Source organism: Lentilactobacillus hilgardii, from assembly GCF_009832765.1.
Classification (GTDB): Bacteria; Bacillota; Bacilli; order Lactobacillales; family Lactobacillaceae; genus Lentilactobacillus; species Lentilactobacillus hilgardii.
Genome location: NZ_CP047121.1, coordinates 52,007 through 72,210, shown reverse-complemented (window position 1 = coordinate 72,210; position 20,204 = coordinate 52,007). Strand labels below are relative to the sequence as shown.

18 protein-coding genes and 2 other annotated features are annotated in these 20,204 nt (G+C 42.2%); of the genes, 12 read left to right on the top strand and 6 right to left on the bottom strand.

Translation table 11 applies throughout. The annotated features are described in order from the left end of the window. Positions 1-5: 5 nt before the first annotated feature. From hemB to GQR93_RS00325, 6 genes are all read right to left on the bottom strand, one after another. Positions 6-986 (bottom strand): porphobilinogen synthase, encoded by a 981-nt coding sequence (hemB, locus tag GQR93_RS00350; protein WP_003551130.1) that lies wholly within the window; start codon positions 984-986, stop codon positions 6-8. A gap of 25 nt (positions 987-1,011) precedes the next feature. Continuing rightward, the gene (hemC, locus tag GQR93_RS00345) at positions 1,012-1,923 is read right to left on the bottom strand and encodes a hydroxymethylbilane synthase (protein WP_003551128.1); all 912 of its coding nucleotides are present in this window, start codon (positions 1,921-1,923) and stop codon (positions 1,012-1,014) included. Further along, the gene (gene hemA / locus GQR93_RS00340) at positions 1,913-3,253 is read right to left on the bottom strand and encodes a glutamyl-tRNA reductase (RefSeq protein ID WP_003551126.1); all 1,341 of its coding nucleotides are present in this window, start codon (positions 3,251-3,253) and stop codon (positions 1,913-1,915) included. Before hemA ends, hemC begins: the two co-directional genes overlap by 11 nt. A 5-nt stretch (positions 3,254-3,258) precedes the next feature. Beyond that, positions 3,259-3,717 (bottom strand): precorrin-2 dehydrogenase/sirohydrochlorin ferrochelatase family protein, encoded by a 459-nt coding sequence (locus GQR93_RS00335; RefSeq protein ID WP_035444192.1) that lies wholly within the window; start codon positions 3,715-3,717, stop codon positions 3,259-3,261. A gap of 29 nt (positions 3,718-3,746) precedes the next feature. Then, positions 3,747-5,156, bottom strand: a complete 1,410-nt coding sequence (cobA, locus tag GQR93_RS00330; protein WP_003551123.1) for a uroporphyrinogen-III C-methyltransferase — start codon at positions 5,154-5,156, stop codon at positions 3,747-3,749. 65 nt (positions 5,157-5,221) lie between these two features. After that, positions 5,222-5,458, bottom strand: a binding site (T-box leader). A 63-nt stretch (positions 5,459-5,521) separates the two neighbouring features. Then, on the bottom strand, positions 5,522-6,517 hold the full coding sequence (locus GQR93_RS00325; RefSeq protein ID WP_003551121.1) for an NAD(P)/FAD-dependent oxidoreductase: 996 nt from the start codon (positions 6,515-6,517) through the stop codon (positions 5,522-5,524). A gap of 597 nt (positions 6,518-7,114) precedes the next feature. Between GQR93_RS00325 and GQR93_RS00320 the strand changes: the two genes are divergently transcribed. The 12 genes from GQR93_RS00320 (at position 7,115) to GQR93_RS00265 (ending at position 20,098) form a co-directional block, all read left to right on the top strand. Continuing rightward, positions 7,115-8,020: a LysR family transcriptional regulator gene (locus GQR93_RS00320; protein ID WP_003551118.1), complete on the top strand. Its 906-nt coding sequence runs from the start codon at positions 7,115-7,117 to the stop codon at positions 8,018-8,020. 168 nt (positions 8,021-8,188) lie between these two features. Continuing rightward, positions 8,189-8,445, top strand: a binding site (T-box leader). A 70-nt stretch (positions 8,446-8,515) separates the two neighbouring features. Then, positions 8,516-9,580, top strand: coding sequence for a sulfate ABC transporter substrate-binding protein (locus GQR93_RS00315; RefSeq protein ID WP_003551116.1), 1,065 nt, complete (start codon positions 8,516-8,518; stop codon positions 9,578-9,580). A gap of 180 nt (positions 9,581-9,760) precedes the next feature. Further along, the gene (cysT, locus tag GQR93_RS00310; protein ID WP_003551113.1) at positions 9,761-10,585 is read left to right on the top strand and encodes a sulfate ABC transporter permease subunit CysT; all 825 of its coding nucleotides are present in this window, start codon (positions 9,761-9,763) and stop codon (positions 10,583-10,585) included. Positions 10,586-10,591: 6 nt separating this feature from the next. Next, positions 10,592-11,410, top strand: coding sequence for a sulfate ABC transporter permease (locus GQR93_RS00305; RefSeq protein WP_159298614.1), 819 nt, complete (start codon positions 10,592-10,594; stop codon positions 11,408-11,410). Between the two features lie 5 nt (positions 11,411-11,415). After that, entirely contained in the window at positions 11,416-12,495 is a 1,080-nt protein-coding gene (locus GQR93_RS00300) for an ABC transporter ATP-binding protein (protein ID WP_035444191.1), read from the top strand. A 16-nt stretch (positions 12,496-12,511) separates the two neighbouring features. Further along, complete coding sequence (locus tag GQR93_RS00295; RefSeq protein WP_003551104.1) at positions 12,512-14,191, top strand: adenylyl-sulfate reductase subunit alpha; 1,680 nt, start codon at positions 12,512-12,514, stop codon at positions 14,189-14,191. Further along, positions 14,181-14,504 (top strand): 4Fe-4S dicluster domain-containing protein, encoded by a 324-nt coding sequence (locus GQR93_RS00290; protein WP_003551102.1) that lies wholly within the window; start codon positions 14,181-14,183, stop codon positions 14,502-14,504. Before GQR93_RS00295 ends, GQR93_RS00290 begins: the two co-directional genes overlap by 11 nt. Before the next feature lie 16 nt (positions 14,505-14,520). Next, positions 14,521-15,321, top strand: a complete 801-nt coding sequence (cysD, locus tag GQR93_RS00285) for a sulfate adenylyltransferase subunit CysD (RefSeq protein WP_035444190.1) — start codon at positions 14,521-14,523, stop codon at positions 15,319-15,321. Positions 15,322-15,590: 269 nt separating this feature from the next. After that, the gene (locus GQR93_RS00280; protein WP_035444189.1) at positions 15,591-17,282 is read left to right on the top strand and encodes a sulfate adenylyltransferase subunit 1; all 1,692 of its coding nucleotides are present in this window, start codon (positions 15,591-15,593) and stop codon (positions 17,280-17,282) included. Positions 17,283-17,297: 15 nt separating this feature from the next. Then, a complete protein-coding gene (locus tag GQR93_RS00275; RefSeq protein WP_035444188.1) occupies positions 17,298-18,923 on the top strand; it encodes a nitrite/sulfite reductase in 1,626 nt (541 codons plus the stop codon). Further along, positions 18,920-19,378 carry a flavodoxin domain-containing protein gene (locus tag GQR93_RS00270; protein ID WP_003551094.1) on the top strand — a complete coding sequence of 153 codons (459 nt, stop codon included), beginning with the start codon at positions 18,920-18,922 and terminating at the stop codon, positions 19,376-19,378. The genes GQR93_RS00275 and GQR93_RS00270 overlap by 4 nt, the downstream gene beginning before the upstream one ends. Positions 19,379-19,390: 12 nt before the next feature. Next, positions 19,391-20,098: a sirohydrochlorin chelatase gene (locus GQR93_RS00265; protein WP_003551092.1), complete on the top strand. Its 708-nt coding sequence runs from the start codon at positions 19,391-19,393 to the stop codon at positions 20,096-20,098. Positions 20,099-20,204 lie beyond the last annotated feature (106 nt).

Below are 20,204 nucleotides of genomic sequence, written 5' to 3'. Positions count from 1 at the left end.
ATTATTTACCACCTTTGTTTGTTAATTCGCTGTGCGGCGTCTTTGGCAAAGTACGTTATAATCAAATCCGCACCTGCCCGTTTCATACCGACCAACGTTTCCTTCACAATCTGGTCCTCATCTATCCAGCCATTTTGCGAAGCGGCCTTGATCGTAGCGTACTCACCCGAAACATTATAAGCAACCAAAGGTAAATTCGTATGATTCCTCACATCCCGCATAATATCCAAAAATGCCATGGCGGGTTTGACCATGACGAAATCAGCGCCCTCTTTTTCATCACTGGCAACTTCACGCAATGCTTCCAAGCGGTTTGCCGGATCCATCTGATACCCTTTACGATCACCGAATTGTGGTGCACCATCAGCAGCATCCCTAAATGGGCCGTAAAAACTGGAAGCATATTTCACAGAATAAGACATAATCGGCGTGTTCTGAAAACCTGCTTTATCCAATCCTTCCCGAATTGCAGCAACGAAACCATCCATTGCGTTGGAAGGTGCTACCATATCGGCACCGGCCTTGACCTGACTAACGGCTGTCTTGGTGTTATAAACCAATGACTCATCATTTAATACCCGATGATCTTTGACAATACCACAATGTCCGGTTGATGTGTATTCGCATAAGCACGTATCCGCAATCACAATTAAATCAGGATAGGCCGCCTTAATTTTTCGAATGGCCTGCTGAACGACCCCATTTTCTTCCCAGGCGCCGGAACCAACATCGTCTTTATGATCCGGAATTCCAAAAATAATGACTGATTGGATCCCCAAATCAACAATTTCTTTAATTTCATCAAGTACGGCGGCTAAGCTAAAGCGATAAATACCGGGCATTGATGCAATTTCTTCTTTATCTTTAATCGTTGCATCTACGAACACGGGCATAATCAAATCATCTTTTATCAAGTGATTCTCACGGACCAGGTCACGGATTGATGCAGTGGATCTGAGTCGACGGTGACGATCAAAAATTACCATTACACTGACTTCCTTTTTATATAAATTATTGAATTAACGTTAATGCTCCCTCACTGATCAATTCGTCGGCAACCTCTTCACCAAGATTTCCACCCGTTTGTTCGGTTTTACTTTTAGAAAAGAAGATTTTACCGTCAATTGATGCAACCAGTCCATCAAACCGAACGCCCATTGACGTTTGACTGGCAAAAGCGCCAATTGGAAAATTACAACTGCCGCCTAAACGTCGCAAAAAATCACGTTCGATCGTGACACTTTGACGCGTATCGGCATCTTCAATCTGTTTTAAAAGTGCTAACGTGTCGTGATCATCTGCCCGACATTCAATACCGATTGCACCTTGACCGGCTGCCGGCAACAAATCATTTTTTAATGATAAACGATAAAGGCCTGTCAGATCAACGCCCAATCTGTTTAGACCGGCTTCGGCCAAAATAATACCATCCAAATGATCACGCTGAAGTTTCTGGATACGACTGTCGACATTCCCCCGAATCGATACAATTTCAACGTCGGGTCTCAAATGCGAAAATTGTCCTTGACGCCTTGAACTGCTTGTTCCAATTCTGGCACCCTTTGGTAATTGATCAATATCGGAAAACGGCTTGGTTGAAATCAAACAGTCAAATGGCGAGTCGCGCTTCGGGACACCCCCGATTATCAGGTTTTTAGGAAGACTCGGCATCACATCTTTAAGACTGTGGACAGCAAAATCAATTCTTTTGTCTGTTAACCGTTGTTCGATTTCTTTTACAAAGATCCCTTTACCACCGATCTTACGTAAAGAATCCTTCCGATTACGGTCACCTTGAGTAGTTATTTTTTCAACTTTAAAAATTATTTTCGGAAAACGTTCTTTTAATGCATCCACAACTAAATTCGTTTGACGCATTGCCAATTTACTTTGGCGAGTCCCAACAACAAATTCAGGTTTCATAAATTTTCTCCTGTTCGGTAGTAGTTTGAGAATGATCGGCTTCCCTGAGCAGAAGTGATTCCAAGATTGTTTCATCAATCGATAACCCAAAAAGTTTACAGAAAAAGACCAGATCAGAATCGGCATCTGCCTGAACCGACAATTCCTTAATCGTTTTAATCGGTCCCTTAATCATTTGATTAATAATGCTTTTCATATGTTTACTGATCACTTTTCGTTCATGGGCATCCAACTCGGGAAGCTTCCTCAATAGACTATCATAAACCTCTTTTTCAATATTCAATGAAGATTCTCGCAACTCACGAATAACGGGGGCAACATGAAGCTGTTTTTGCCAGATATAAAATTGTTCAACTACTTTTGGGACCTTCTTTGCAATTTGATCTAGCATTCGTTGTTTGTAAAGTTGATTTTGTTCAATAATTTGAGTGATATGATCAATATCTAAATAAATGATTGTTGATGGCAGGCCAATTTTAGAAACATTTCGTGGGACACCCAAATCAATCAGAATTTTTGGCTTGTCATCTTGCGTTTTAAATATGTTTCCCTTGAACAGGGCCCTTTCGACCGAAGTTGCCAAGATAACCGCATCCGCATTTTTAACCGCGCTTGTAACAAATTGCCAAGGAATCATTTGGACGACCGATCCATACTGGGACGCTGCTTTTTCGGCCTTCATATCTGTTCGATTACTAATCAAAATTCTGTTAAATCCCATTGTGCTGGCATTTTTTAGAACATGTGCCCCCTCCTGACCCAAACCGACAATGACCAGTTTTTTATCATCAAGTGTTTTTAACGTTGCCTTAATTTGATGAAGGCCGGCTTGACCGGAAGTTTGAGCCAACTCACTAACACGATAATCGGTATGCATCCGTTTAGAGAAAGTAATCGCTTGTTTAAAGAGATGGTCCAAAATCACACCGGTCGTTTGTTTCTCATAAGCAAGAGAAAAAGCCTCTTTTACTTGTCCAAGAATTTGCGGTTCACCAACCATTAGCGATTCCAATCCTGTCGCTACCCGGAATAAATGAGAAACGGCATCTGCTTTAACGCCAATTTGAACCCATTGATTAATCTGTTCCAAATCCATGTGAAACCAGTTGGCCAAAAAACGTTTAATGTAATATCGGCCAGTATGTAACTGATCAACGACTGCATACACATCGGTTCGATTGCAAGTTGACAAAATAACATTTTCTAAAATACTTTTTTCATTGTTCAATAGTCGATTAGCTCGAATTAACTCCTGTTTTGAAAGCACAAATCGTTCCCGGATTTCGATTGGCAACTTCTGATAATTTAAACTTACATAAATCACAAACATATTGATTACTCCTTTCTAAACCACTCTTGACTCTCCAACCAAGCAGCCAATTTCTTTTTGATAGTCTTGGCCATTGCTGGTGATTGTCCTTTTGTCGAGACAGTGAATAAAAAATGATTGTTTTCGACTTCAGCAACGTTAAAAAAATCCGATTGCCCTTTGTTGCTTGCGTTGTTCACTAATTGAAAATGGGTTGCATCCGCAGTAACCTGCTGATTCACGACCGGATCATCGGTACAGGCAATCACAATATCCATGTCAGTAATATCACCATATAGATAAGCTCGCTTTACCCAACAGACGGCTTTTTTATCAATTTGTGAAGACAGGTCGGGACTGATGACCGTCACACTTGCCCCGGCTGAAAGAAGCGATTTAATCTTTCGTGCGGCCACATGACCACCACCGATGACCGCAACCGATTTAGTTGCTAAATTTAAAATGACCGGGTATGGATTATCCAAAATGCTATTCCTCCAATTAATACATTGCATCAAATCACTGATCGACATTTGAAATAAGATTGAATTGCGGGCATAACTGCATCAATTGAAGGGTTAACCGAAATAACATTACGAATCCCTGATGCTTGGCATCTGGCGACCACCTGTTTTCCCATCGCAAAACACGGCATGCTTGCTAACTGACGCTTTTGAGAATCCCGACAACCACTGACTAAATCGTCAACCGAGGCTGAACTCGGAAAAATGATCCCGTGAAAGCAGCCAACTTCAATTGTCTGATTGACAGGAATTGCCCGATAAGTCGCAATTTTTTGACTTTTAACCTCTTTAAAGCGTCCAAGGGCCGTTTCCTCACCAATAACAATTTCCGGTTCTGAAAATAAACTGTTATCTGATTCAAAATAGCCATCTACCAGAAGGCCATGCCTCTTTAAATGACCGGCAATTGCCTGATTTAATGCCAATACCCGCCATTTTGACAGTACCCGTTGATCGTAGCCGGTGTCCAACAGTCGATGTTCAAAAAAGTCAAAAGCTGTTTGATCGCTGATCACAAGCGTGCCACCTTTTAACATATCTGGTAAGTCAAAAGTTAACGGTACCTGAGTCCGGCGTTTGAAAAAGTTAACGGCCGCACCCTGATCCTGGAGTTTTGAAAACAATTTGGAGGGGTCTTTAAACGGTATCAAAAGATGCAATCCTTGAAGTGGTAACTCTGGATTTAACTCATCCATAAGCGAAACCACATTTCCAACGACGATTAGGGCCGGTGAGCCAATGTGATGTGTCTCCACAACCGTTTCGATCGTACCTAAATCTGCTTTAACCGACCGCTGATTCCAATGGGTTGCCCATTGAATGACCGCCACCGGCGTTGAACTTGCTCGCCCATTTTTAATGAGTTGTTCAGCAATGTGGCCTAGTTCACCCATTCCCATTAGAAAAACCAAAGTACCTTCCTGATGGGCAATGTTTTCCCAATCCAATTGGGTGCCGTCTGCTTTGTGATGACCCGTAATGACATGAAAGCTGGAGGCAAAATCGCGGTGGGTAATCGGAATCCCTGCTGCACCCAAACCGGCAATGGCACTGGTAATGCCAGGAACGACCTCAAAGGCGACCCGCTGCTGTTGCAAATATTGGCCTTCCTCACCGCCACGCCCAAAAACATAGGGATCCCCTGATTTTAGCCGAACCACTCGTTTTCCCTTTCGTGCCTGTTCAACCAGCAGGTCATTAATCTGATACTGGCTCACTTTATGGTGCTGTGGCAGTTTACCAACATCAATTTTTTCTGCTGCCAAGGGTGCCATCAAAGCCGGATTAACTAAACGATCATAAACAACAACATCCGCCTCTGACAACCGCCTTTTTGCCAAAATAGTTAATAGCTCGGGATTCCCCGGACCTGCACCAACCAAAGATACAAAACCACCCATCTTTAATAACCCCTTTCAAAACCTTTTAAGAATTAAAAACGCCCTTGTACAAGAAATAATCTTTGTACAAGGACGATTTAATCGTGGTGCCACCTATGTTTACAATCGAAAAGGATTGCCTCAAAACTCACTTGAATCCATCAAGGAAGTCGAGCATCGTAACGAATGCTGATCGTAGACATAGCCTTAACCTGTCTAATACTCCGAGCTCATCTTCACTGACATTAACTTTATGTCCTCTCAGCAACCGGACACTCTCTTTAGTCATTAAAATCAGCTACTCATCTCATCAACGCGATATTTATAAAGTTACTCAAAAATTTATCTTACTTTTTTTGGATTGTCAATTAGGGTTTTGCCCAATCTTAAGCAATTGATGTACTATGCAACGGTTGCTTTCGTTCCGGATAAAGTGCTTCTGCAAGATGATTAATGGCCGTGGGCGCTTCTCCAAAACCCGCTGAAATCAATTTCACTTTCCCCGGATAAGTCACTGCATCACCAATTCCGTAAATACCTGAGATAGCTGTTTCCATATTTTCATCAACAACCAGTGATCGCCGTTCAAGCGGTAATCCCCATTCTTTTAAAATATGATTGTCAGAGGTAAAACCGTAGTTTACCAACAGGGAATCGACCGTCAACGTTCGTACCTCTTCACTTTTTGCCAACTGCAGGTTTAAATTCAATCCAGTATCCGGTCCATCAATGACTTGTTTAATATTATACGGTGTTACCAGATCAACTGAAGAAGCTTTTAGTCTATCGACGCTGGCTTCAAGTCCACGAAACTTATTACGACGATGAATAAGGTGAACCCTCTTAGCAACGGGTTCCAACGTTAATGCCCAATCAATCGCTGCATCGCCGCCACCAGCGATTGCAATCTCTTTATTGGCAAAATCAGCGACTTGTTTAACAAAGTAAAAAACTTTTTGATTATCCAAACCATGATCATAACCGACTGCTAATGGTCGTGGGGCAAATGCACCGCTACCGATTGCTACCAATACACTTCTGGTATGGGTCATTCTTTTTGACGTTTTTAAGACAAACGTCTCATCGAGCTGTTTTTCCAATTCTAAAACTTCTTCATCACAACGAATCACCAGTTTATCCTTAAATTCAAATAACTGCTGCTTTAGGTTTGAAATTAGCTCCGCACCCTTGGCAGGCACAAAACCCGCAACATCGTGAATAACTTTTTCAGGGTACAGAGCGGCAACTTGGCCGCCCAACTCTGGTAGGCTTTCGATTAATTGAGTATCCAAATTCCGCATACTCGCATAAAAAGTGGCGAACATCCCCACGGGACCACCGCCAATCACTGTTAAATCGTAAAGATGTTCATCAAATTCCATATTAATCAGTACCTCCCAGTATGTTTATTTCTCAGTTGTCATGCTATTCTAATATACTGAAAACGCATATCAACTTTATAATTTTTATTTTCAAACAAGATTTCACTAAAAGTACCATCATAATTTTTATCTGTCAAGAACACTTTTTAATATGATGGGATTATGGTGAATCAGTTTTACCTTAATTAACACGATTTTTGTAAAAAAAATCTTGACAAGTCTTAGTAAACGCTTGTAAACTTACAACAATTTAATTCAATTCTAATAATCAAACATGTTGAAGAGATAAGTAACTGTCAAAACAGATGCCAGCGAACCCGGTCAGTGGAAAAGGGATCATCATCACGACAGAGAAAATGAGCTCGGAGTAGCCGAATGGTTCACGCTATTTGGACGATTGTCATCGTTACATGACTAGGTATCAATCGGTACCGAATAAGAGGTGTCATTCTTTATGGCACAAATTTGGGTGGTAACACGGGTAATCGTCCCTTTACGGTAAAAACTGTGAAGGGGCGTTTTTTTGTACACATTTCGGTAATCACTTCGAATGGCTTCTGCACGCAATTGGCAATAAATAGAAATCAGGTGAATGTCATGAATATTCAACAAATGCGTTATGTCCTTGCAGTCGCGGATAACGGTAGTTTCCACGAGGCCGCTAAGAAATTGTATGTTTCACAGCCGAGTTTATCTCATGGTATCAAGGAGCTCGAACACGAACTCGGTACCCAGCTTTTTGAGCGAACCCGTCAAGGTAATTTTTTGACTAATTCCGGAGTTGCCTTCGTTCGCCAGGCTAGAAAAATCATCGGTGATGTTGAAAACCTTCATCGCTACTTTACTAATGAACCTTTGCATACCCGTTATTTTTCAATTGCCGGGCAACATTATGATTTTATCGCCAGTGCACTGTGCCGAGTCATGCAGAAATATCCTGATTACCAATACCTTCGGGCCTTTGAAAGTACCACCATGAAGGTTATTCGAGATGTTGCAGAGTTTCGTAGTGAAATTGGGATTATTTTTATCAACGAAGTTAATCAATCCCGTCTACTCAGTCTTTTTGATCAAAACAATTTAATTTATGAAGAACTCGGGAACTTTCAAACCCATATTTTTATGCGAACCAACCATCCTTTGGCATCTAAAACAGTCATTACATTAGCAGATCTGGCGCCTTACCCACAGGTTCGTTTTACGCAAGAAGCAACCTATTCCGAACTAGCAGAGGATCCACTGGCACCACCTAGTAACGGACCGGTCATTGCTACCAGTGACCGAGCAACGCTTAGTAAAATCGTTAATCAAACTGACGCCTACGGTTCAGGATCCGGCATTTTGGAAAAGCCGGAGCAACAGGGATTAATTGCACGCCCACTTAAGGACTCACCTAAAAACAGCATGATTCTACTAAAGCGAACCAATCATTCGTTGTCGGAAATTGCTCAGTATTTTATTAAAGAGGTTAAATCGCATCTTCATCAGCAAGTCACATTTTAAGGCCTCTGATAGAAAAGAACTATGATCCTCTAACCGCGTTGTTGCAGGAATGATCATCAATTTTGTTTAGGGGAAATCCCCTAATTTTAAAAAAATTGATAAAGAATAACTATGTAAAACCCCTTGTCAGTCGCATTAATAGCCTCTATGATACGACATTAATAACTGAATTCAGCAACGAAAAGATGAGTACAGGTATTTCGATTGTAAAGAGAGTCCCCCTTTGATGAAACGGGATCAATTGAAAGCTTGGAAGATGGTCTTTGAGCTTTGATTGTGAGCCTTGATAATGATCAGTTCAAGTGTAAGCAATCAACGACAGCACTCGTTAACGTGCGGGCACTATGTTTAATTAATGGTGTCCATAAGATTTTAACTGTAAGGCTAAAATGATAAAAGGTGGTACCACGCAAAGCGTCCTTTCCCGATTACCGGGAGAGGACGCTTTTTAACTATTTAGCAATATTGTTTACTAGGAAGAAAAGAGGGACCTACATGGACACAAAACCACGTCACCACACGAAATTATGGATTGTACTTGGCATTTTTCTATTATTAATTATTGCTTATTGGCTATTTTACTCACATCAAATCAGTCAATCTAAGAAAGCCAGTGGCAGCAGTGATCATACAGTCACGTTAACCAACGTTTCTTATGATCCGACCCGAGAGCTTTACGCCGCTTATGACAAAGCCTTTCAAACTTATTGGCAAAAGAAAACCGGTAAAAAGGTCAACATTGATGTCTCAAATGGCGGTAGCGGTAAACAAGCCAATTCAGTTATTGAAGGAAACAAAGCCGATGTTGTGACTTTGGCTGTCGCATCGGATATCACCAGTATTCAAAAAGCCGGCCTAATAAACGCTGGTTGGCAAAAAGAGTTCTCTGACAATTCTGCCCCCTACACGTCAGCAATTGTTTTCCTCGTCCGAAAGGGCAATCCTAAACATATTCAAGATTGGTCCGACCTTATCCGTTCGGGTGTCAAAATTATCACGCCCAACCCTAAAACCTCGGGCGGCGCCAGATGGAATTATTTATCGGCATGGGCTTTTGCGGACAAGAAATACCATCATAGTCAAACCGCTGATAAAGCCTTCCTTAAGAAACTTTATCATAACGTCACGGTTTTAGATTCCGGTGCCAGGGATGCAACAACGACCTTCGTTCAAAACGGTCAGGGTGATGTCTTACTGGCTTGGGAGAATGAAGCACTGCTTGCCATGAAAGAACATCCCGGAAAATATCAAATTGTAACCCCAAGTATCAGTATGAAGGCCGAACCACCAGTTGCCATTGTTAATAAAGTTGCTAAACAACGTGGCACAACCAAAATCGCAAAAGCTTATATTAACTACCTTTACTCAAAAAAGGCTCAGGAAATTGAAGCTCAAAACTTCTATCGCCCAACCAATAAACAGGTCGCCAAAAAATACAAGCACCAATTCCCAACCATTAAGCGCGTGTCAATTAATGATCCAATCTTTGGCGGCTGGAACAAAGTTCAAAAGAAACATTTTGATAACGGGGGCATTTTTGATCAAATATATCAAAAATAGATGATTCCGGGTGTTAACCGCTTTGTTCCGCACACTATTTCAGGACTGCTCCTCAAAGCAACATTCTACATGTAAGGGATCTTTTTCAAAAATCCAAACCCGGGATTTCCGAAAAAGACGCCTTACATTTCGAATGTTAACCGCTTTGTTCCGCACACTTATATAAAAGGAGGTATCACCATGCAAAAAGTTTCCAATCGACTTGTTCCCGGCTATCGACTTGGCCTTAGCATCACGTTTGTCGGCCTGCTTCTTATTGTGGTCATTCCATTTTGTTCCTTACTCGTGCAAGGCTTGGATGTTGGTTTTAAGAAATTCTGGCTTCAAGCAACAAACGACCGCGTTCTAGCCAGCTATGCCGTCAGTTTGAAAGGGGCTTTGTTAGCTGCCCTGATTAACGCCTTATTAGGTTTAATCCTTGCATGGGTACTGACATTTTATCAATTTCCGGGTAGACAATTACTGGATTACTTATTGGACTTACCATTTGCCTTACCAACAGCCGTCGCCGGAATTGCCCTCGCCTACCTGTTTTCAAATAAAGGATGGCTTGGTAGGTTGGCAGCCCCTATGCACGTTCAAATTTCCTATACTTTCAGCGGCATCGTCATCGCAATGGTCTTCGTCACAATCCCCTTTGTCGTTCGAGAGGTTCAGCCCGTGCTGGAGCAACTTGATAGTACGTATCAGGAAGCAGCGCTCACATTGGGTGCTCGTCCATGGACTGTTTTTCGGAAAATTATTTTCCCTGAAATTCTACCAGCCCTGATTTCAGGTTTTGGCTTAGCTTTTGCCAGAAGCATCGGTGAATATGGCAGTATCATCTTCATCGCGGGTAATCAACCCTTTAAAACCGAAATCACGCCATTGATGATCATGTTTCAACTGGAAGCCCACTCCTACACTGGTGCTACCGTCATTGCGCTTGTCATGTTGGTATTTTCCTTTTGCTTTATCTTTGCGATTCACGCACTTCAGCGTCACGTTCAGCGACAGAAAGGATAGATTTTAATGCAACTATTTCAATCAAAAAAAATTAAATGGCCTTTAGTCCTGATCGCTTGGGGATTCATGATCATTTTGCTCATTCTGCCAATTGCGCTAGTTATCACCCAGGCTTTTTCAACCGGATTTTCCCATTATTTAACTGTTTTGGCCAGTCCAAATACACTTCACGCGATCAATTTAACAATTGCGGCCACAGTTGTGTCAGTCTTTGTTAACTTAATCATCGGCGTTTCCGCTGCTTGGATTATTGCCTTTCACGACTTCCCGGGAAAACGGCTGTTGAACACACTCATTGATCTACCGTTTTCAGTTTCGCCCGTTATTGCCGGTCTGATTTTTATTTTAACGTTTAGCCGAACCGGTTGGTTTTACCCGGTTCTTCAATCATTGAATATTCAAATTATCTTTGCACCACCGGCAATCTTTCTGGCAACTATCTTTGTTACCTTTCCGTTTGTCGCCCGGGAATTGATTCCGGTTCTTGAGGCAAGGGGCCGGGAGGAAGAACAGACGGCTGCCTTTCTTGGTGCCAACTTAAAAGATATTTTCATGCAAATTACATTTCCTGCAATAAAGACCCCTTTACTGACAGGGATGGTATTGGCAACTGCTCGGGCAATGGGTGAATTTGGCGCTGTCGCAGTCGTTTCAGGTAATATTCCCGGAAAAACATTGACGCTGCCTCTACTTGTCCAGTCCTTATACGACCAATTCAAATTTCCTGATGCATTCGCTGTTGCAACCATTTTATTAATCTTCACTTTCTTAATCGTATTTCTTCAACGACTTCTTATTGGTCCAAAGCAATTTCAGAAAGGATGACTTTTATGTATATTCAGATCAATCACATTTCAAAAGCATTTCAAAAGAAAGGTCAAAATGTCCTTCACGATATTAGTTTTGGTGTCAAAAAAGGCAGTTTAACTGCGCTACTCGGTCCAAGTGGCAGTGGCAAAACGACACTGCTTCGGATTTTAGCAGGGCTTGAAACAGCTACATCGGGAAACGCCAGTATTGACGGGCACGCAATTGAATCGGTCGCTCCCCAGAATCGCGGCATCGGGTTTGTATTTCAAAACTATGCCCTTTTCCGCTATCTGAATGTCTATCAAAACATCGCCTTCGGCCTAAAAACCCAGCATCAGCCCGCCAATGAAATTAAAAAACGCGTGACAGAACTACTTAAACTAACCGGGTTAACCGACCTCGAAAACCGATATCCTAACCAATTATCGGGTGGACAAAAACAGCGGGTAGCCTTTGCAAGAGCAATCGCTCCACACCCAAAAGTTTTATTTTTGGATGAACCATTTGCGGCTTTGGATAAGCAGATTCGCCAAGAACTTCGTATATGGCTCAAAAGGCTCATCCATCAACTGGGAATCACCAGCATTTTCGTTACCCATGACCACGAAGAAGCAATAGAAACGGCTGATGAAATTGTCGTCATGAATGAGGGTTATGTTAAACAAATCGGCACACCCAATGAAATATATAATCAACCCAACTGTCAATTTGTCGCCGAATTCATTGGTCGTTCGAGTGTCCTAAGTTCCCCCAACCTGGCCGGATTTATGTTACCGGAGAAACCATTTGTTACGCAAATCAGACCCGAACGTGTTCAGGTACTTAAAAAAGATGAGTCAACTACTACCCCCGGTACTTTGGAATCTGCAACGGTTAAAGACGTTGTTTTCAGAGGTGCTACGACAACAGTCACATTGGATTTACATGGTCAGTCGTTACTGGCCAATCGGTCATCACTTAAACCTGGACTGGTGATTGGCGAACACGTTTCAGTGCTGATTGAACAACTTGTTCTCTTTAAGCAGGATACCAGTACACTTAAGAAAAATCAGTCTCCTGCAACAACGGCAGCACCCTTAAAATCGTACGCCATTAATTGAAGGGAGGGCATACTCAATGGAACAGAATACAGTTGAAGCCGACCTGTTGATTATCGGTGGCGGCACGGCTGGCTGTTACGCAGCAAAGACAGCAGCAAAATTAAATCCTGATTTAAACATTGTCATTGCCGAAAAAGCGGATATCAGAAGAAGTGGTTGTCTGGCATCCGGTGTAAATGCCCTAAATGCCTATATCACAAAAGGAAAGACTCCGGATTTTTACGTCGATTATGCCACGAATGACGCTGACGGAATTGTCCGCGGAGATTTATTACTGACACTGAGTCAACGATTAAATAAAGTCACAGCAGATTTGGAAAAAATGGGTTTGGTTATCCTTAAGGACGAAAATGGTGACTATGTTGCACGCGGTAACCGAAACATCAAAATTAACGGTGAAAATATCAAACCATTACTGGCAAGAGCCGCTCGTCGTCAACGACACGTCAAAATCATCAATCACGTCAATATCGTTGATTTTTTGGTTGATCATAACCGCATATATGGTGCAGTGGGGTTCAGTCTCTTGGAATCAGCCGCCTACGTTTTTCACGCAAAGACCGTGATCATCGCAACTGGTGGTGCTTCGGGACTTTACAAACCAAACAATCCCGGATTTTCCAAGCACAAAATGTGGTATTCCCCATTTAACACGGGCGCCGGTTACGCAATGGGAATGCGAGCAGGTGCAGAAATGACGACTTTTGAAATGCGGTTCATTGCGCTTCGCTGTAAGGACACGATTGCGCCCACCGGAACCATTGCACAAGGCGTCGGTGCCAAGCAGGTCAATGCTTTGGGTGACGTTTACGAAACCAAGTACGGCCTGCGAACTTCGGAACGGGTTTATGGAACCGTTAAAGAAAATCAAGAGGGCCGCGGACCATGTTATTTAAAGACAACCGGCATTACCCGGCAGCAGGAACAAGATCTTTATCATGCTTACTTGAATATGGCACCGGGACAAACGCTGCGTTGGTTGGAAAATGGCGGTCCTCGTGAGCAAAACGTTGAAATCGAAGGAACCGAGCCTTATATCGTTGGCGGTCATTCAGCAAGCGGTTATTGGGTTAATACCGATCGCGAAACAACGGTTCATCATTTATTTGCAGCGGGTGACGTTGCCGGTGGTGCGCCACAAAAATATGTGACGGGTGCATTAGCCGAAGGTGAAATTGCGGCGGAAGCTGCCGTTAAACAAATCCAGAAGCACCCCGATTCAATTCCGACCAGTGTTGATGCGAAGGCTAAAGCAATTGTTAAACAAGCCGAACAGTATTTAAATCATACCGATGATCAACCGTCAATCCAAGAGATTGAAACTACCATGCAAACGGTAATGGATCAAGATGCCGGTGGTATTTCACAATATTATGGTTATACAACTGCGCAGTTGGCAATCGCCGAAACCAAGATTGAGGAGCTTCAAAAGCAGATTGAACTTGCATGTGCCCATAACATGCATGAACTGATGAGTCTGTATGAAGTGCGGGAACGATTATTGGTTTGCCAATGTGTCATCGCGCACTTGGGAGCACGAAAAGAAACCCGGTGGCATAGCTTCGCTGAAAATTTGGACTATCCGGAACCGGATAATCAACATTTTCAAAAATACATCAATTCAGTTTACCGGAATGGTCAAGTCAATATAATTTATCGGGAATTAGTGAAAAGAGATGAGTACTATGAGCATTAAAATTGACAAGGAAAAATGCAATGGCTGTGGCCTGTGTGCAGATATTTGTCCGGGAAACCTTATTAAAATGGTTGGCAAAGGAAAAAATCGCAAAGCAGAAATGGCCTATCCTGATGAATGTTGGGGATGCATGTCTTGTGTCAAAATTTGCCCAAAGCACGCAATCGAATTTTATTTAGGAGACGATATTGGCGGTAAAGGAACGGTTTTAATCGCTGAAACCAACCATAAAGAAATTGATTGGACTGCCTGCAAGGAAGGTTGTATTTTGGAAAAAATCATAACGTCACGAAAAGATGCTAATAAATATTAGTGGAAGGGATGCTTACATGGATCATTTGGATGAACTGGAAGCGGAAAGTATTTATATTCTCCGCGAAGCCTACAAAAATTTAGGAAAATTAGGATTACTATGGTCGATTGGAAAAGATTCAACTGTACTTTTATGGTTAGTTAAAAAAGCATTTTACGGTCAGACACCTTTTCCGTTTATTCACGTCGATACCAGCTTTGAAATGCCGGAAGTCATCGATTACCGGGATCGAATTGCAAAAGAATTGGGACTTGATTTAATCGTTTATACAAATCAAAAAGCCCTTGATGAGGGGATGAATCCCAAGTTGGGACGATTGCTTTGTTGCGGCGCATTAAAAACTGTTGCGTTGAATCAAGTTGTCCACAAATATTCATTTGACGGCCTCATTGTCGGTGTCCGTCAAGATGAGGAAGGCTCTCGTTCAAAAGAGCGGATTTTCTCTGAACGAACTAAACAAGATAAGTGGGATTACACCAATCAGCCGCCAGAATTATGGGACGAATTCAAAACCGATTTTCCAAAGGGAAATCATATTAGAGTCCATCCCCTGCTTCACTGGACCGAATTAGACATCTGGGAATATATTCAACGCGAAAATGTCCCGATTATTGATCTGTACTTCGCAAAGAATCATAGGCGATACCGAAGTTTAGGATGTGCACCATGTACCGGATCGGTAAAATCAGACGCAAAAAACGTGGCTGAAATTATAGAAGAACTAAAGAAAACCAAGGTCAGTGAAAGAGCCGGACGGGCACAAGATAAAGAAGACGCGTACGCAATGCAAAAATTGAGACAGTCGGGATATATGTAGTGAGCGAAACAAAGCGCTTAGCATCCAGAGCATAAGGCGTCAAATCAGGAAATCCCGGGTCTGGATTTTTCGATTTGATCCCTTATGTGGCGTGATGCTGCTTTGTGTAGCTGTCCTAATCAGTGCGCGGATCAAAGCGGCTAATGGTCGGAATGTATGACGTTCCTTTCGGAAATCCCGATTTTGGATTTTTGAAAGGCATCTCTTACATGCAGAACGTTGCTTTGAGAAGCGGTCCTACAACACAAAAGCACGAAAGGAGTTTCACTATGAAAGAACCAGCTCTACACATTGTCATGGTTGGTCACGTCGATCACGGTAAATCAACCGTCATCGGTCGCCTGTTATATGATACCAAGGCATTGCCGGAAGGTACCTTTGATAAAGTTAAGCGAATTGCAAAAGAAACCGGAAAACCTTTTGAATATGCTTATCTATTGGATGCCTTTGAAGAAGAACAAAAGCAGGGTATCACAATTGATACGACTCAACTTCAATTTAAAACCGATAAACGTGAGTATGTCATCATTGACGCACCGGGACACCAAGAATTTTTAAAGAATATGATTTCAGGCGCTTCAAATGCAGAAGTAGCTTTCTTGATTGTTGATGCCGCTAGAGGTGTTGAGGAACAAACCAAACGTCACGCCTACATCCTTAAATTGTTGGGAATCAAAAAAATATACATCCTGATTAACAAAATGGATTTAGTTGATTACCAACAAGCCAAGTTTGAAGCAGTTAAACAACAAGTAGCCGATTTCTTGAATACATTACACGTTAAGCCATCTGGATACTTGCCGATTTCCGCTTATTATGGCGAAAATCTACTTAAGGCTTCTGACAAATTAGCTTGGTTCCATGGCAAAAGTTTCATTGAAACACTGGATAGTATCGAAGCCGCCGATCAACCTGTAGATAAGCCACTCAGATTACCGATTCAAGATGTCTTTAAATTCGATGACCGGCGAATTATTGCTGGTCGAATCGAAGCCGGCACACTTAAAATCGGTGATCAAATTACGATCTATCCCAGTGGCCGGCAAACAGAAGTAACGGCTTTTGCCAACTGGGTGCCCAAAGATGCAAAAACCAAGGCTGCTGCCGGCCAGTCCGTTGGTGTCATGGTCAAAGATGAGTTCTTTAACCAGCGCGGTGAAATTATTACCAAGACAGAGGACCAAACAGCAGCTCCGGCTGTTACCAATATCTTACAAACCAACCTCTTTTGGATGGGCCAGGCGCCATTGGTACCCGGAAAAGTTTATAAACTTAAGATTGCGACCCAACAAGTGAACGCAAAAGTTCTTAAAATTTTAAAGGTAACGGATGCCGGCACTTTAGCAGCAAAAGAAGATGCCAGCCAGGTTAACTTAAATGACGTGGCAGAAGTTGTTTTTCAAACCGAACAGCCTCTGGTCTATGATTTCTTTGATCAACAACATGTTACTGGGCGATTTGTAGTCGTTGATGGTTATGATGTGGCCGGTGGCGGCACCATTACCGAAAATTATCAGGGAGAAGTTGCTTTAAAAGGTGGCGATTTCACTGATAATCTGAATCATTACCAAATTAATATTTTTGATTCTTATAGCTTAACGGGCGGCGGCCGAATTGAAACGGACGAATACCAAGGTAAATTTGCACTGAACGAAAAAATACCGTTGGCAGGCAAAGGTTACCATTATCCAAGTAGCTTCAACATCATTCTGCCGCGTCAGGATCGGGTCTTACTTGTCCAAGACGGTCGTTTTAGAGACGTGGTAGCGTTGGACGATGATTTGGATTGGCAGATCCCTACTATTAATAATATCGGTGCCAAAGTCAACATTAACCAGCCGGAAGATTTACAAGAATTCTTAAATGAGCAGGAAACTTTAAATGATAAGACCAAAGCTGCTTTCTACCAGAAATGGCTTGATTTCAATGCTTATCATCAGGTTTTGATTGAAAATATCTAGAATTGAGGGATGATAATGAGCTATAAAGTAACGTGGGCCGACCAACGGATTAATAAAAACGAAAAGGCAAAATTAAAAGAAGATGGACTGGATGTTTTTAAAGATCTTCCAGAATTGGTCAAGCACCCTTTCTCAGAAATCGACAAAAGCTACTATATGTATTTTAAATTCGCTGGCTTAACGGTTCAAAAGCCCCAAGATAAAGGATACTTTATGATGCGAATTAAGATTCCCGGTGGTCGGATTAATTTGAAACAGGCCGACCATATTGCGTGGATCGCCAAAACATATGGCCGCGGAATCGTTGATTTAACAACACGTCAAGCCGTCCAATATCACTGGATTCCGTTTGAAAAACTACCCGATATTTTTGACGGTATTGCTAGCGTCGGTCTCACAACGGCCGGTGCCGAGGGAGATATTACAAGAAACGTGGTAGATAATCCATTATCCGGTATTGACGCAAATGAACTGTTTGATACTCGCCAAACTGTCTTGGATGTTTACAAACGATTCCAAGGCAACCGTGATTATTCAAACCTACCACGAAAGTTTAAAATTTCAATTAACAGTAATATCTATAACGCAGGAAATGCTGAAATTAATGATTTGGCTTTTACACCGGCAATCAAGGAAATAAATGGCCAAAGCGTTCAGGGATTTAACGTTAAAATCGGTGGCGGTTTAGGCATGTTACCCTATTTGGGACTTGCAATGAACATCTTCGTCACACCGGGTCAAGTTGCTGACGTTGCCGAAGCTGTTGTCGCTTTATATCGTGATAACGGTCCCCGTCGAAGCCGATCGAAATCCAGGCTAAAGTTCTTGATTCAGGACTGGGGTGTTCAAAAGTTTGAAAATGCTCTTCGTGAAAAAGTACCTGGGCTTCAAACAGCGGGCAATAGTAAAATTGTTGGTTGGTCAAATGGGACTGCCCTTGGCATTCACCCTCAACGTCAAAAGGGGTATTACTACATTGGCGTTAGTATACCGGCAGGAAGGATTTCCGGAGACGATTTTCAAGCTTTCGTCGATCTTGCAAAGAGATACGGTAAAGATGAACTTCGTTTTGATCATGGACAAAATCTGATCATTCCATACATCGCTGAAAAGGATTTGGAAACCGTTAAATCGGCAGATATTTTCAATCGTTTTTCAACAACCCCCCATCAATTATTGGACTTCGGAACGACTTGTACCGGTGCCGAATACTGTAATTTAGCCAACGCTCACACAAAGGAAATTTTCAAACCGTTACTGAATAACCTGGATCAGCGTTTCACTTTTGAAAAGCCTGTCACAATTACCCTGACAGGCTGCGGTAATAATTGCGCCCACCGAAGTATTGCCGATATCGGTATCGAAGGTGTTAAAGCCAGAACCCAGACCGGTGATCACGCTGAAGGCTATGTTTTATCCGTTGGTGGTAGTTTGTTAAACGGCGGTCACTTTACCGAAGCATTAAAGGGAAAATTATCAAAAGATCAGCTAGCTGACGCATTGGCAGTTATTTTGAAAGATTACCAGGACCAAAAAAAGCTTGAAGAAACTTTCTATGACTATTTTTCACGTCAGGGAAGGTTTCATTTTCAGGAGTTGGTTGACCAATATCTTTCACAACTACAGGAGGCATTAAAATGAAAATTAAAATTAAAATTATTTATACCAGTTTAACCGGTAACACCCAAGAGGCCGTCGATATCCTGACAGATTCCCTAACAGATTTAGGGGCTGACGTGGAGGTTTTGGACAGTGAAGACGGCATTGAAGTTGATAACTTTTTCACTGACGCAGATGCTTACGTGCTTGCAAGCTATAGTGACGGTGATAATGGTGAATTGCCAGACGGGATTATTGACTTTTCAGATGATCTCGATGATTATGATCTATCCGGTAAGAAAGTGGTTGTTATCGGTACCGGTGATTCAAGCTACGATGAATTCTGTGGTGCCGTTGATATTTTGGAAAAACAGATCCGTGATGACAATGCAACGCTTATCGCCCCGTCATTAAAAATTGAAAATTCACCAGACGATGACGCTATCGCCGACCTTGAAAAGCTGGCTCAGAAATTGACGACCGAAGTAACTGAATAAGGGGAAATCATTATGACAGAAGGTATTATTTACGTGTTGCATGGTCGACGCGGAAAAATCCCAAAATCAAATATTGACTTATTACACACTTATATGAAACGCTCAGATAACCCGTCAATCATCGGATTTCTGGAGGGGCAGCAACAGACACTCGAGGAAGGTATTCAGTATTTACAATCAAAAACCAAGCATATTATTGTGGTACCGGTTCTCTTGTTTTCAGCGACCCACATTCGTTGGGATATTCCCCGCAGAATTAATGATGTGCTTGAAGCGGGTGTCTCGTTTACAGTATTAAAACCGTTGGCAACAACCGAAGCTGTTTTTAATTACTTAAATCAAACGCTCAAATCGGCAATTCAGACTTATCCAAATCGAAAAATCTTGATTGTCGCTCATGGAACTCCCCATTTTCCTGAACCATATGAACAGCTGACAGCACTGGCAAAGCGATTACAGGAGGTCGTTAAGGTACCGATTATTTGCGCCAATCATATTGGTCATCACTTGGTACCCGATGTTTTAGCAGATGAATCGGCAGCGTTAATTGTGCAACGACTTTTCTTGACCGATGGCCGTCTGGCTAATCGTATCAAAACCAACGTGCTAAAAGCACAACCGGATAGTACCTTTCTGCCAACGCTTGAGGACCACCCCGTTATCACAGAAGCCATTGAAGAACGCTTAAACGAAACCCGTCCGATTATTAATCAAAAATAGTCTACTTTATCAATCAGATTATCCAATTTGTGTTAAAACCAGGAACCCGTTTTATTCGGATTCCTGGTTTTTTGTGCTGTTGAAAAAGCTATAATAGGGTATCAAC

Excerpts from the sequence above, each read along its gene's own strand:
- GQR93_RS00275 (WP_035444188.1), top strand. The coding sequence starts at position 17,298 with ATGAGCTATAAAGTAACGTGGGCCGACCAACGGATTAATAAAAACGAA.
- GQR93_RS00305 (WP_159298614.1), top strand. The coding sequence starts at position 10,592 with ATGCAACTATTTCAATCAAAAAAAATTAAATGGCCTTTAGTCCTGATC.
- cysD (WP_035444190.1), top strand. The coding sequence starts at position 14,521 with ATGGATCATTTGGATGAACTGGAAGCGGAAAGTATTTATATTCTCCGC.
- GQR93_RS00280 (WP_035444189.1), top strand. The coding sequence starts at position 15,591 with ATGAAAGAACCAGCTCTACACATTGTCATGGTTGGTCACGTCGATCAC.
- GQR93_RS00315 (WP_003551116.1), top strand. The coding sequence starts at position 8,516 with ATGGACACAAAACCACGTCACCACACGAAATTATGGATTGTACTTGGC.
- GQR93_RS00290 (WP_003551102.1), top strand. The coding sequence starts at position 14,181 with ATGAGCATTAAAATTGACAAGGAAAAATGCAATGGCTGTGGCCTGTGT.
- hemA (WP_003551126.1), bottom strand. The coding sequence starts at position 3,253 with ATGTTTGTGATTTATGTAAGTTTAAATTATCAGAAGTTGCCAATCGAA.
- GQR93_RS00300 (WP_035444191.1), top strand. The coding sequence starts at position 11,416 with ATGTATATTCAGATCAATCACATTTCAAAAGCATTTCAAAAGAAAGGT.
- GQR93_RS00295 (WP_003551104.1), top strand. The coding sequence starts at position 12,512 with ATGGAACAGAATACAGTTGAAGCCGACCTGTTGATTATCGGTGGCGGC.
- cobA (WP_003551123.1), bottom strand. The coding sequence starts at position 5,156 with ATGGGTGGTTTTGTATCTTTGGTTGGTGCAGGTCCGGGGAATCCCGAG.
- cysT (WP_003551113.1), top strand. The coding sequence starts at position 9,761 with ATGCAAAAAGTTTCCAATCGACTTGTTCCCGGCTATCGACTTGGCCTT.
- GQR93_RS00270 (WP_003551094.1), top strand. The coding sequence starts at position 18,920 with ATGAAAATTAAAATTAAAATTATTTATACCAGTTTAACCGGTAACACC.
- GQR93_RS00320 (WP_003551118.1), top strand. The coding sequence starts at position 7,115 with ATGAATATTCAACAAATGCGTTATGTCCTTGCAGTCGCGGATAACGGT.
- hemB (WP_003551130.1), bottom strand. The coding sequence starts at position 986 with ATGGTAATTTTTGATCGTCACCGTCGACTCAGATCCACTGCATCAATC.
- GQR93_RS00325 (WP_003551121.1), bottom strand. The coding sequence starts at position 6,517 with ATGGAATTTGATGAACATCTTTACGATTTAACAGTGATTGGCGGTGGT.
- hemC (WP_003551128.1), bottom strand. The coding sequence starts at position 1,923 with ATGAAACCTGAATTTGTTGTTGGGACTCGCCAAAGTAAATTGGCAATG.
- GQR93_RS00265 (WP_003551092.1), top strand. The coding sequence starts at position 19,391 with ATGACAGAAGGTATTATTTACGTGTTGCATGGTCGACGCGGAAAAATC.